Genomic DNA, 12,753 nt, shown 5'->3' with positions numbered 1-12,753 from the left:
AGGTTTCTATTGAAGATCATGACCGAGAGAAATATGGTAGGAGAAAACACTGTTTTTATTGATCGAAGCTTAACAAGAAAAGCTAGTTAGATTCTGGAGAATCTTAAACCTATAATTTAATCTATGATCAGTGTTTTGCACCATTTATAACTATAATGGTGCAATGGTCGTCGACCGCCTTTTTTCTCGTCTTTTTGGGGTTGCACATCGCGAAATCCGGGCGTATAACAGGGACGAAAGTGCACCAAGGAATTAGGTGAATTGGTACGGATTCAGGACAGCCGCGGGGCATTTCCCGCGCCCCGGCCCAAACGGCTCTTCTACCCGAATGAACCGCGCCTCGAGTCGTTCCCCATTCAGCATGTGCAAATCGACTGGCAGCGCCTGATCGCCAAGCGCGCGATGGTGCTCGACACCGTCGACACGATGCCCGCCTACCTGCTCAAGCCCGAAACCCTCGGCCTGCTCGATGCCGAAAAACACCCAACCTACCGCCTTATCCTCGATTTGATGTGGACCACTGGCGCCCGCATCTCGGAAGTCTTGGCGCTCACGCCCTGCCACTTTATTGACGATGGCTACGATTTCCTGGTGGTGCTACGGACCTTGAAACAGCGGCCGGGGCGGCCGACGAACGCTCAACTCGCTCGCAGCCCCAAACGCGCGATCCCCATTGTCGATCCCCTGTTGATCGACCGGATTCAGAGCTACCTGTACGCGGGGCATTTCAGGAAGGATGAGCGAATATTCACCATGGCCCGCCAGACGGTGAACCGGCATATCCATGATTTAGTGGGAAGAGTAGGGGGCGCGCCCATCAATATTACGTGTCATACCTTTCGGCACAGCTTTGCCATTCATCTGCTCTTACACGGACGGCCGCTTAAGATCATCAGCCAGCTCCTCGGGCACAAATCCATCGAAAGTACTGAAATCTACACCAATGTGCTCACCGCCGATGGCGGACATTTTTTGGACGGGGTGGATTTTCACTAAGCGGAATTTGGCGACAACTTCGATTTTCGATGACGACAAATAACAAACTAGACAAGGAAGATTGGATTTGAAAATTGTCAGGTTGACTATTAACAACTTTCGAAGCATTAAAAATGCAGAGCTTTTTTTTGATGGCCATAGTCTCATATTAGGTCCCAATAACATCGGTAAAAGTACAATATGCGAAGCCATTGATTTGGTTCTTGGGCCTGATCGAATATCGAGATTCCCCCCGATTGAAGAGTTTGATTTTTACAATGCCCAATATTTGAAACTTGGCGAAAATGAGGATGAAGACCCTGAGCCTATACCACTTAGGGTTGAAGTAGTACTTATTGAGCTGAGTGAAGAGGTCGAAAGCCGCTGTGGTCAACATATAGAGTTCTGGAGCAAGGAGGAAAGTAGATTGCTCTCGCCTGGCGAGCTTACCCTTGCCAACCCACCTGCTGCTGTTAAGTGTCTGCGCCTTGAGACGATTGGAAACTACAACTGCGAAGAAGACGAATTCGAAGCCCAAACCTATTTCTCTCATAGCCCCACAGCAGAAGATGGCGAGCTGAATAAGGTTGGAAAAGCAGTTAAGCGGATGTTCGGCTTTTTGTATCTTCGGACGCTCAGAACTGGTTCGCGGGCTCTTAGTCTGGAGCGAGGGTCTCTTCTGGATATTATTCTTCGGTTGGAAGGTGCACGTGGAGGTTTATGGGAAAAGGCGATTAAACGTCTTCGTGAGCTTGATATTGAAAAAGACGCTGCCCACCTGGACCCTGTCTTAACTGCCATTGAGGAGCGTTTAGGTAAATATATATCCTCTGGCGTTGATGGACGCGCAACAAGCTTATACGTTTCTCAGTTAACGAGAGAGCACCTCCGCAAAACAATGGCATTTTTCTTGTCCATGTCAAAGGATCAGGCCCCTGTACCTTTTCAGCAAGTTGGCACAGGAACGTTGAACGTACTTGTACTTGCGTTACTGTCTTTTATTGCGGAGATAAAACCGAGTTCCGTGATTTTTGCTATGGAGGAGCCCGAGATCGCACTTCCCCCCTATACGCAACGTAGAATTGCTGACTATTTACTCCGAAGTACTACCCAAGCGTTTGTTACATCGCATTCACCATTTGTTATTGAGAGATTTCAGCCCGATCAAACTCTACTTTTGACCCGCGATGAAGAGGCCAGTGTTTCGAGCCAAAAAATATCGGAAGCGAGTGGACTTAAAAGTAACGACTTTCAGCGTTATGCTCGAAGAGGTTTATCTGAATGCATATTAGGTAGAGGTGCGATTGTTGTTGAAGGTCTTACAGAGTTTCACGCGCTTCCTGTAGTAGCTAGAAAACTGGAGGAAAATAATCCCGATCTTCAGCCGTTAGATATTTCTGGCGTCGTATTTTTCGATGCTGAGACTGAAAGCAATATGGTTAAGTTCGGGAACTTTTTTAAAGACCTTGGGTTAACTACATTTTCGTTTTACGACTTCCTGAATAGGAAGCCTGAAAACAAGCAGGCCTTAATAGATGCTTTTGACGTGGATTTTGAGCATGAGCATAAAGGCTTTGAAGTGTTAATCGCAAATGAAGTGAGCCTAGATCGTCAGTGGGACTTTCTTGTCAACCTAAGAGAAACGGGAGACAACGAGGGTTTTCAGATTCCAGAAGATAGGCCCGATGATGAAGAACTGAAAAAAACTGTGAGATCAGCATTGAAAGGCAAAAAGGGAGCTGGATGGGCTGCAAGATTGCTTGAAAGCTGCTCAGTTGAAGAGCTTCCAGAATCAGTTGTCGCATTCTTAAATAAAGTATACGAGCAATTCCCCAAGTCAGACTTTGATCATGGTGCAGATGCTGTCGAGGTTAGCCTCCTTTGATTCAGGATGTCGATTTGGAAATTTGCCCCCTTCGTCAAAGTCTTTTGGATTGCGACGGTCACGCGTTAGTCATTGGTGGGCCTGGAAGCGGCAAAACAACAATTGCCCTTAAAAAGGCAACATCACGAATAAGCTCAGGAATGGAAGATTGGCAGTCAGTATTGTTCCTCAGTTTTTCCAGAGCGGCAGTTGCTCGTGTTGGTGAAGCTATACGGCAGCAGGTGCAGAGAGAGCATAGAGCAAAGCTAAGTATGCAAACATTCCATTCTTTTTTTTGGTCACTAATCTCTACGCATGGTTATTTACTCGGGGCTCCCAAGAAAATTAAAATACTGCTACCGTCTGATGAAAAGGTTTACTACGGTTCGATAAAAAAGAAAGATAGGAACGATGATAATTCCGACTGGGTGGATTGGTTAAAAAGGCGGAACGACTTATTTATACAAGAAGGGAAAATTGCCTTTGATCTCTTTGCAGAGAATGCGTTGGCACTGATTGATAAAAGCTCACATATCCGGGAATTAGTTTCCCAAAAATATCCACTTATTATTGTAGATGAAGCTCAAGATACTGGGCCCGAAGCATGGAAATGAATCGCCACTAGTTCACTAGACGCTTTTCAGCCTCTTTTAAATACTGACGCTCATAATCTACAGGCGACAGCCCATTGTTGGAACCATGCTGTCGTTTTGTGTTGTAGAACATCTCGATGTAATCAAATATATCGCTCCTTGCTGCATCTCGTGTCGCGTATATTTTGCGCTTTATTCGTTCTCGCTTTAGTAACTGGAAGAAGCTTTCCGCAACCGCGTTGTCGTGGCAGTTGCCTCGGCGGCTCATGCTCCCCTCCAAGCCATGCTCTCTGAGAAACTCGCTCCAGTCATGGCTTGTGTATTGGCTGCCCTGATCCGAGTGAACCAGCACTCCCTTTATAGGTTTTCGACGCCAGACAGCCATTAGTAATGCATCCAGCACAAGCTCTTTGGTTATGCGAGACTGCATAGACCAACCAATGATACGGCGAGAGAAGAGATCCATCACCGCTGCGAGGTAAAGCCAGCCTTCATGGGTCTTGATGTACGTAATATCGGTAACCCAAGCCTGATTTGGCATGACCGGATCAAACTGCCGGTCTAGCACATTGGGTGTGATGACATGTCGTTCTCCACCGCGCTGTCTGGGCTTGCGGTACCCAACCTGAGCCTTAATGCCTTCAAGCTTCATCAAACGATGTACGCGATTTAGGCCACAACGCTCACCCGCGTCCCTTAGATCTCTATGAATCTTGCGATAGCCATAGACGCAGCCTGATTCAAGCCAATACTGCTTGATGAGACCAGTAAGACGCTCATCATCAATCTGTCGCTTGGATTTTGGATGTTTCTTCCAGGCGTAGTACCCGCTGGGTTGAACACCAAACAGCTGACATAACTGCCGTACAGAATGAGAGCTGTGGTGTTCAGCGATAAAGGCGTATCTTACTCGGGGTGGCTTGCGAAGTACGCCGCGGCTTTTTTTAACAGGTCACGCTCTTCAGTAACGCGCTTCAAGTCCTTCTGTAGACGTCGGATCTCCGCAGCATCATCGGACTCCTTGCGATGCGCTTCTGAGTTAGGGCCGTAACGCTTAATCCATGCGTAAAGGCTATGAGTTGTTGTGCCTAGCCGTTGGGCCACATCGGCTACGCTGTGACCCGATACCGTGACCTGCTTAACCGCTTCAATCTTGAACTCTTCTGGATAACGCTGCTTGCTCATAAACACCTCTCTTTGTGCCATTTTCTATGGCTAAAAGGTGTCTAGCAAACTGGGGGCGATTCAAAATGTATTGAATTACTATCGTCCAACAGCCAAATCGTTTGTTTGGCTGATTTAGAACAGCAGATATTTGATCATCTTCCTGGCGTGGGTCCAGAACGAATTGATGCAATTAAAGGTGCCCTAGATCCTCTGGAAGTCGATTTAGGCGCCCAAAACCATCGCAGCTCAGGAACAGAAATAGCAGTTTTTGGTCAAGATATTCTTTCGGGGAATATCAGGGGGGCACCATATGAAGGGATTTCTTCACTAACTCTAAACCCTAAGACGCGGAGTCAAAATAGTAGACTTAGGATGGCTCTAGGCGCATTGCATAGGGCTGTTAAGCGAAAAACAGGAACGTATGCAAGAAGTATAGCAATACTAGCTCACTCAGGAGCGACAGCGGCAAAAATATCAGCCGCATTAAATTCTGATGAAAAGCCTGTTCGACATAGTCTCGCGTTTGATGAGTCTGAGTCGATACTAAATGCTAGGTTTGCTGCTTTTTTGTTAGAACCAAAAGGCGAGTCTAATCGTTTAAACGATCTGGCTTGTGCTCTAGAGTTGTTAGCTTCGGCCAAGAAGGCCACTGGAAAAGTGTCAGTTTCGGCTAAATGGCTAGGGTGGGCTGATAAGGCTAGAGAGGACAAGGTTTCTAAGGCTGCATTTGTTCAAAACGTTCTTAGCTTGATTGATACCATAAGCCAAAATACTCTGTCGGGTGATCCGGCTAAGGACTGGAATTTTGTTAAGAGGGAACTTCGGCGAACCCGTGACCAAGATTTAGTCCAGGTTGCACGAAACTTAGATTATTTAGTGGCGTTCAACAGAGGCCGCCTTATAAGTGCGGGGCTGGGAGGTGTGTGGGCACGGGATGGACACTATACCGGTGCGAGAGAAGTCCTTGAAAGCGCTCTAGCTCAAGACCAGATTCTCAACGGAGTTGATGATCCTCCGGGTATTCAGGTTATGACAATACACAAATCTAAAGGCAAGCAATTTGACGGTGTTATTGTCGTTAGAGAATCTCGCCATAATGGGAAAGGTTTCGAGTCTTCCTTTGTGTGGTGGGGAGATCCGGCGCCCTATAGACGTAGTCGTAAAATACTACGGGTCGCAGTTACAAGGGCGAAATTTCATACTTTACTGCTTCAACCTATATTTCCGGGCTGCCCAATTGTCGGGAAGCATACGCTGTAACATTAAATATTTTCCAAGGCTTCTTTTATCTGGCCTTCGGGCGGTTCTTCGTAGATCAATGTGGTCGATGGATTTACGTGACCAGCAATTTTTTGCGCGACTTTTACCGATTTTTTCTGTTTATGAATCACATTCGTTATCAAAGAACGCCGGCCACTATGTGAACTCGCTTTTTCGATGCAGGCCCAATCTCGAAGTATTACTGCCATGTGCTCCTGTAAGGTGTTTGGAGAGTAGCTACCACCTTTCTGAGTAATAAAAAGAGGGGAGGAGGGCTTGAGCGTTCCGGCTTTTTCTATACGTAAACGCAAATGGTCTGTCAGCGCGGCACGAAGCGCCGCATCTACCATGGGTAGATCACGCGATTTTCCGCGATGCTTTCTGACTGGCGGATAGAAATCCTCTGGATTCACCTCAACGCCAGCTTTTGCTAGAGCCTCGACTTGGCGGACTACTTGATCAAAACTTGCCACATCGAAACTGACTGTTCGCCGCTTATACTGAGTTTTGGATCGCCCCATGGCATCAGCGCCCTTGGTATAAGCCGCTGGGAGGCTCATAACTTCGAGCAGCTTGAAGTCGGTACCTGAGGGATTCAGCTTCGCGATCTCTTTTATCTGAAGCAGGGCAATCTCCTGGGCCCGTAGCCCGAGCTTGAAACTGATCTGCATGATGGCGGTGTTCTTTTCAGGGTGCCGGTGATGCTGGATCACATCGAAGACATGATCTTGTTGTTCAGCAGTAAGGACACGCGCTTGACCAGATTTGGGCATGAAATACCTCGAAGAGGGCTGCAGTTATAATCCGTAATAATGATAATTTAACGGTTTATTATTAGCATTGACTCGCCTCGCTGCCAGCGATCCCACATCTCAGCCTTTTGTTTGTCCGAGTAATAAATGCGTTTTCTTTGAGTCATTCATACGCCCTCTCAATAAGTTAAAGAGTAGCGTGTTGCATTGACCCTTTGAATCCACATTGCTCTCCAGTCACATGGCATATAACTAACGAAATATCAGTTATATATTTGTCTATCAATGAGAGACCGGGATACATTTCCTATTTTTGCAAGGGAGATTGGTCTGTACTTGGATCCAGGGCAGGGTGCCCTGATACGGGAAAGTACCTATAAGAATTCGAGTTACAATATTGAAAAACATGTTAATAATATGTATGATTGTACCGTTTTTAGTGGTTTGCTGTGCAGTGCTGCTGCCCTGTAGTAATTGACGATAACGCCAAAAACGATAAAAAGTGCCATATCACCGGGAGAATAAAATGAGTCTCAAACTATCCAGAATTGCTTCCGCAGTCGCGGTTGCTGTTGCCGGTACTGCCGGTGCACAGGTGCCCGTACTTGCACAAGGTTTTGCCATCGAAGAGGTGGTGGTTACCGCCCGTAAAAAGGAAGAGACTTTGCAGGATGTGCCCGTCGCGGTAACCAGCATGTCTTCGGAGGATCTTAAAGCCCTCAACCTGAGTGATACTCAGGATCTGGGCAGCTTTTCTCCCGGTGTTCACATTGAGCCGGCGCCCGGCCAGGGCGGTAGTATTGCGAAGGTGACTATTCGTGGTCAGGTTCAGACGGACAATCTGATTACCTTAGATCCATCCGTGGGTTGGTATATTGACGATGTTTATCTGGCTCGGGCTTATGGTACGGCCAACAGCCTGTTTGATGTCAGCCGGATAGAAGTACTTAAAGGCCCTCAGGGGACCCTTTACGGTCGCAATACCACTGGTGGCGCGATCAAAATCTTGACTGAAAAAGCGGACCCGATGGCGGAGCTGAACGGTTACGTCACTGCCGGTGTAGGCAACTACAATAGCCGTAAAGTTGGCGGCGCCATCAATGTGCCGGTAATCCCGAATGTGCTGGCTGTCCGCGTTGTCGCACAAAAGGATGAGCGCAAGGACGGTTTTGGCGAGATCACGGTTTATGACCGTTTTACCCAGTCCCCCACGGGTGAAACTGAGGACGTGGGCACCCGTGATAATGAGGTCTATCGGGTGGGCGTCACCTACCACCCAACAGATGCACTGCGCTTGATGTTTACCTATGAGCAGAATAAGTCCTACATGACGATGGCTTCCCGAAACCGTTCTCATCAACCCGGTTTCACCGGTGACGAGCCGACGCCCCCCGGCTATTTCCCGCTGCAGCGCAGTTCGGGTGACTTTTACGACTCTGCCGCAAACTATGGTAACTATTCCGATGCGGATGCCGACACGTTGGCACTGACTCTGGAATACGATATCTCTAACAACCTGCAGACCAAGCTGGTTTACGGTAATCGCGACGTCGATACAGCCTACATGAGTGATGTCGACGGTACCGGCGCGCCGGTTTCTCAGTTCAGTTTTCCCTTTGAACAGGTGGCCGAGCAGGACTCCATCGAGTGGCAGTTGAGCGGCCTGGCATTTGATGGCTTCCTCGACTGGATCGCTGGCCTTTACTACTTTGAAGAGGACGGCTTTGACCTATCACGCAGCGGTGGTCTTTCTACCTATCAAAATGGTGTTGACTACAACTACAGCCTTGGCGAGGCTGAAAACAAGAGCCAGTCGGCTTTTGTATCGGGTACCTTTATGTTGAGCGAAACCGTCAATGCCACTTTGGGGGTCCGGGTCACAGAGGATGAAAAAGCGTTCTTTTCCCAGCAATATGCAGTGCCCCTCGGCGGACCCGATCCCGGTCCTTCTACGGCAGCGTGTCGAATTGACTCCGGTAACCCGCCGCCCAATGCCGACTTCAATCAGTGCACCTGGTCAGACTCAGAGACTTATGAGTTTATTTCCTGGACTGCCTCGGTTGACTGGCGTTTTGATGAGGATGTGATGGCTTACGCCAAAACCGCCAGTTCAAGCCGTTCGGGTGGTCAGAATGCCCGTGGGTTGGATCAAGCGACCAGCGAGCCTTTTGAGGAGGAAACGGCCACGGATATCGAGATTGGCGTAAAGTCAGAGCTGTTTGACAATTCAGTCAAACTGAACGCGGCCTACTACCATACCTTCTATGAAGATACCCAGCAGACCAATCTGGTGAACACCCCTTCGGGGCTGATTACCCAAGTAGTCAACGCGGGCGATGCGGATATTGATGGTATTGAAGTGGATGCCCAGTGGGTGATTACTCCGAACTGGATGTTGACAGTCACGGCGGGTTATCTGGACTGGTCCTTCGACAAACCGGACACAGGGACTACGCCGATTCTGCCTTCAGCTCCCGAGTTTGAGGGAACCGCTCGCCTGAACTACTTCCTGCCCACCGCCATCGGTGATTGGACCATGGATTTGAATGTGTCTTCCCGCTCCAAAATGTTGGGTAATATTTCCAGTGGCCAGGCAGGCATTGATGCCTTCCCCGCCGCCACTACAGAAAGCGTTACCCTGTTTGGTGCCCGGGCTCAGTTGGACGTGAAGGACACCAATCTGAATGTGTCTTTCTGGGTACGTAATCTGACTGATGAGGAATATTCCACCACCGGTCTGAACCTGTTCTTCCCCGGCTCGTTGGCCATCGCCAACCAGCCTCTGGGTGAGCCCCGGACTTTCGGTTTGGATCTGACCTACAACTTTTGATCCGATCTCCCTCAGGTCGAGTTTTATCTTTTGCCAGCTCTCGTAGCTGGCTTTTTTATGCCTATTTAAAAAGTGAACGCAGCTCATTTCGCTAAGGGAGTACAGCAATGTCTGAATTTGAGCACTTGTCTTTGGCTGAGCTTGTGAAGCGGGGAGCGGCCTCCTCGCCAGATTTTGACGTTCTAAAGTTTGTTTACCCTGGCACTGAGGGTGGGCTTCATCATCAGGCTCGAAGCTATCTCGAACTTTGGCGCAAGGGGCAATTACTGGCAGGAGCCATAAGTCACCTGGGCGTAACTGGAAACGTGGCGCTAATGATGAACAACCATCCAGAATTTGTTGAGACGATGGTGGCGTGTTCCCTACTGGCGGTGCCCTTTGTGCCCATCGACCCCAGAGCGATGGGGGATAAACTGGCCTACATGCTCGATCATACCGACTGTGAAGGATTGATCTGTGCGGACTATTGTCTTGAGCAGGTCTTGGCTGTGTGCGCTGACCTGCCCCCGCTGCGCTGGATTCTCTGCGTCAATGAGACTCCTGGCCGGGCTCCTGTTTGCCGGGAAGGCTTGCAAGTGCTGGATTACCACCAGACGCTAGTGGCTGCCGACCCGCTGCGTGAAATGCTTGAACGCGCTGGCGATACGCCGATGTTTATGATGTTCACCTCGGGCACGACTGGTAATCCCAAGGCTGTGGTATTCAGTCAGAGGCAGTACATGGGTATGGCTGATAGCCTCAAAAAGCTGGCTATCGGCAGCAACGATGTGCTGTATACTGGCCTTTCCCTTACCCATATCAACGCCCAGAACTTTCTCCGCAATGGCCTGGCGCTGGGTGTCCCCACGGTCATCAGCCGCAAATTTACCAAAAGCCGACTGTGGCAGATCTGTCGGCAATACCGCTGCACGATATTCAGTCTGCTGGGCGGTATGATTCCCGAAGTTTTTGCTATGCCTGAGCAGGAGGGTGATGCAGCTAACTCCGTGCGTTTGATTATGAGTTCTGGTATGCCCGCTCACCTTTGGCAGGATTTTGAGCGCCGCTTTGGGGTGTCGATCTGTGAAGGTTACGGCGCCACGGAAGGAGGCTCCCTGGGTAATCCGCCGGGCGTGGGGCCTGTGGGCAGTATTGGCAAGCCGGGCCATGACTGGGAGGCGGAAATTCTCGACGAGCGGGGACAGGTATGTCCGCCCGGCGTCGAGGGAGAGATCTGTTTTCGACGCCGGGACGGTCAGGCTATCACCCTGAACTATTATAAAAATCCCGGCGCTTCGTCGGAGAAGGTACGGGATGGTTGGCTGCATATGGGTGATCTTGGCCATAAAGATGTGCAGGGATGGTTCTTCTTCCATCACCGCGCCGGGGGAGGTGTGCGCCGTAACGGAGATTTTGTGAATACCCGTCTGGTGGAATCGGTTCTACTGAAATCAGGCCAGGTCGATGATGTTTTTGTCTACGGCGTGGCGACATCGGGCAATATAGCGGGAGAGAAAACCTTGGTGGCGGCGCTAGTTCCCAGAGACGGCAGCGAGTTTTCTGAATCGGTGCTGCATGAATACTGCAAAACCGCTCTGGAAAAAAACGATGTTCCGGAGCGGTTTCAGGTTCTTGATGCCATTCCCAAAACGGCCTCTGAAAAGCCGATCGAGAAAGCCTGTATCGCCCTGCTTTCCCTTTAAAGCAGGGCCTTTTTGGGTTTGGACAGTGACAGCGCGAGTACGAGTGCGAGCGTGACCACGGCAATCATGATTGTACCCACGGCGGGTAAGGTGCTGGCGAGCCCGTCTAGTTTTGCGGCTGACATTAACTGTTCAACGCTGCTGCCCTGGGCTGCCAGAGCAGCTTGCAACTCCGACAGGCCCTGGGCGCGGGTGGTATCACCCAATGCACTCAGCCATTCTGGGTTAGTGATGCCCAGGTTGACTGCCTGATCTTCCAGCGATGCCTGGGTGGCGCTCTGGCGCCGCGAAGTGAAAATGGCTAGTCCGATGGCGACCCCGGCGGGAGTGCCGAAGTCCCGCATCATGGAGATCAGCCCGCTGCCGGCGCCGATTTTCTGGGTAGGAACATGACGCAGGGCCAATTTCATGATCGCCGGCCCTTTCATTCCCTGGGCGGTACCCAGCAGGGAGGCCAGCACAATGATGAACCACAGCGGTGTGCTGAGATTGAGGAAAAAACGGTAGACCAGTAAGTTGGTCAGCATCAGTACGACGATGCCGATAATGACCCGGCGCTCATCAAAGCGATCGACAAGTTTGCCGCTGATCAGTCCTGCCAGCATGCTCGCTCCAAACATAAACATTTGGGTCACGCCGACCTGGGAGGCGTTACCGTCGGGCCGGCCGCTGATGAAGAACACCAGTGCGTAAATCGCGCCGCCGTGACATACCAAAAATAACAAGTAGATAAAGCCGGGCAGCAGAAAATTCTTGCGGCCCATAATCTGGGTGTCGAAAACGGGCATTGTGGCGCGCTTTTCTATATGCCAAAGCAGGGTGAGAAAAACCAGACCCAAGATCAGGGCGGTCATTGCTGGGCTGCTGAACAGACCATATTTACTCATCCAGGTGGGCACTGATAATAAGGTGCCAATGGTGAGTAACAACATGGCGGCACCGGGCAGATCCAGTTGATAGCGTTGTTGGGCTGGGGTGGTTTCGGGGACTCGCCACAGAATCAGCAATAGCCCCACAACGCCCATGCCCGCACTTACCCAGTAGATAGAGCGCCAGCCAAAGGCATCTATCATGACGCCGCCCAATAACGCCCCGGTCGTAGCGCCCAGTGACATGGCAAAGATCAGTACCCCAAGGGGCAGACCACGCTTTTCCTGGGGGAATAGATAGGCGACGTAGGACAGCACCACCGGCAGAATCCCCGCAACGGACATCCCCTGAACAAAGCGGGCAGCGACAAGAAAGGGAAAGGATTGGGCCAGGGCGGCGGCGCTCTCGGACACTATAAAGCAGCTCAGCCCCAGGCAGATCACCTTTTTGCGGCCATAGCTGTCCGCGACACGGCCAAAGATCGGACTGAAGACCACCAGCCCCAGGTAGTAAAGCATCACCAATAGGGCGGTGGCGTCCTCGGAAATATCAAAGTGCTTGCCGATGGTTGGCATGGCCGGGGCCTGGAATGTCGCCGCTTCTATAGCGATAAAGCTGCCCAGCATCAAAACCAGAAAAATGGGCCACGGAGATTTGCGACGTCCTTCTATACCCGTGGTCGGGGTCTCGCTGACATTGTTCATGGGCGTCTCGTGTTATTGGTTTGTGAGGAGCACTGCAGCCTGCTTGCTGAATAAAG

9 protein-coding genes are annotated in these 12,753 nt (G+C 50.3%); 6 read left to right on the top strand and 3 right to left on the bottom strand.

What is annotated here, in order from left to right:
• Positions 1 to 261 precede the first annotated feature (261 nt).
• The 3 genes from I6N98_RS13430 (at position 262) to I6N98_RS13420 (ending at position 3,453) form a co-directional block, all read left to right on the top strand.
• Positions 262 to 996, top strand: a complete 735-nt coding sequence (locus I6N98_RS13430; RefSeq protein WP_198568861.1) for a tyrosine-type recombinase/integrase — start codon at positions 262 to 264, stop codon at positions 994 to 996.
• Positions 997 to 1,063: 67 nt separating this feature from the next.
• The gene (locus I6N98_RS13425) at positions 1,064 to 2,860 is read left to right on the top strand and encodes an ATP-dependent nuclease (RefSeq protein WP_198568860.1); all 1,797 of its coding nucleotides are present in this window, start codon (positions 1,064 to 1,066) and stop codon (positions 2,858 to 2,860) included.
• Positions 2,857 to 3,453 (top strand): UvrD-helicase domain-containing protein, encoded by a 597-nt coding sequence (locus I6N98_RS13420; RefSeq protein ID WP_232787340.1) that lies wholly within the window; start codon positions 2,857 to 2,859, stop codon positions 3,451 to 3,453. Before I6N98_RS13425 ends, I6N98_RS13420 begins: the two co-directional genes overlap by 4 nt.
• Before the next feature lie 7 nt (positions 3,454 to 3,460).
• Here I6N98_RS13420 and I6N98_RS13415 read toward each other — a convergent pair.
• A protein-coding gene (locus I6N98_RS13415) for an IS3 family transposase (RefSeq protein WP_374964823.1) occupies positions 3,461 to 4,617 on the bottom strand; the annotation gives its coding sequence in 2 pieces (ribosomal slippage) (positions 3,461 to 4,369 and positions 4,372 to 4,617; 1,155 coding nt in all).
• Positions 4,618 to 4,722: 105 nt separating this feature from the next.
• On the opposite strand from I6N98_RS13415, the gene I6N98_RS13410 reads away from it, so the two are divergent.
• Positions 4,723 to 5,859 carry a P-loop NTPase family protein gene (locus tag I6N98_RS13410; RefSeq protein WP_198568858.1) on the top strand — a complete coding sequence of 379 codons (1,137 nt, stop codon included), beginning with the start codon at positions 4,723 to 4,725 and terminating at the stop codon, positions 5,857 to 5,859.
• 2 nt (positions 5,860 to 5,861) lie between these two features.
• Here the strand turns inward: I6N98_RS13410 and I6N98_RS13405 are convergent, their stop codons facing one another.
• Entirely contained in the window at positions 5,862 to 6,632 is a 771-nt protein-coding gene (locus I6N98_RS13405) for a site-specific integrase (protein WP_198568857.1), read from the bottom strand.
• 505 nt (positions 6,633 to 7,137) lie between these two features.
• On the opposite strand from I6N98_RS13405, the gene I6N98_RS13400 reads away from it, so the two are divergent.
• Positions 7,138 to 9,441, top strand: a complete 2,304-nt coding sequence (locus I6N98_RS13400; RefSeq protein WP_198568856.1) for a TonB-dependent receptor — start codon at positions 7,138 to 7,140, stop codon at positions 9,439 to 9,441.
• A gap of 107 nt (positions 9,442 to 9,548) precedes the next feature.
• A complete protein-coding gene (locus tag I6N98_RS13395) occupies positions 9,549 to 11,123 on the top strand; it encodes a class I adenylate-forming enzyme family protein (RefSeq protein ID WP_198568855.1) in 1,575 nt (524 codons plus the stop codon).
• Here I6N98_RS13395 and I6N98_RS13390 read toward each other — a convergent pair.
• The gene (locus I6N98_RS13390; RefSeq protein WP_198568854.1) at positions 11,120 to 12,697 is read right to left on the bottom strand and encodes an MFS transporter; all 1,578 of its coding nucleotides are present in this window, start codon (positions 12,695 to 12,697) and stop codon (positions 11,120 to 11,122) included. The two genes, I6N98_RS13395 and I6N98_RS13390, sit on opposite strands and share 4 nt — an antisense overlap.
• Positions 12,698 to 12,753: the final 56 nt, after the last annotated feature.

The sequence above is a fragment of the Spongiibacter nanhainus genome (assembly GCF_016132545.1).
GTDB lineage: Bacteria > Pseudomonadota > Gammaproteobacteria > Pseudomonadales > Spongiibacteraceae > Spongiibacter > Spongiibacter nanhainus.
This window is presented reverse-complemented; position numbering and strand designations above follow the sequence as displayed.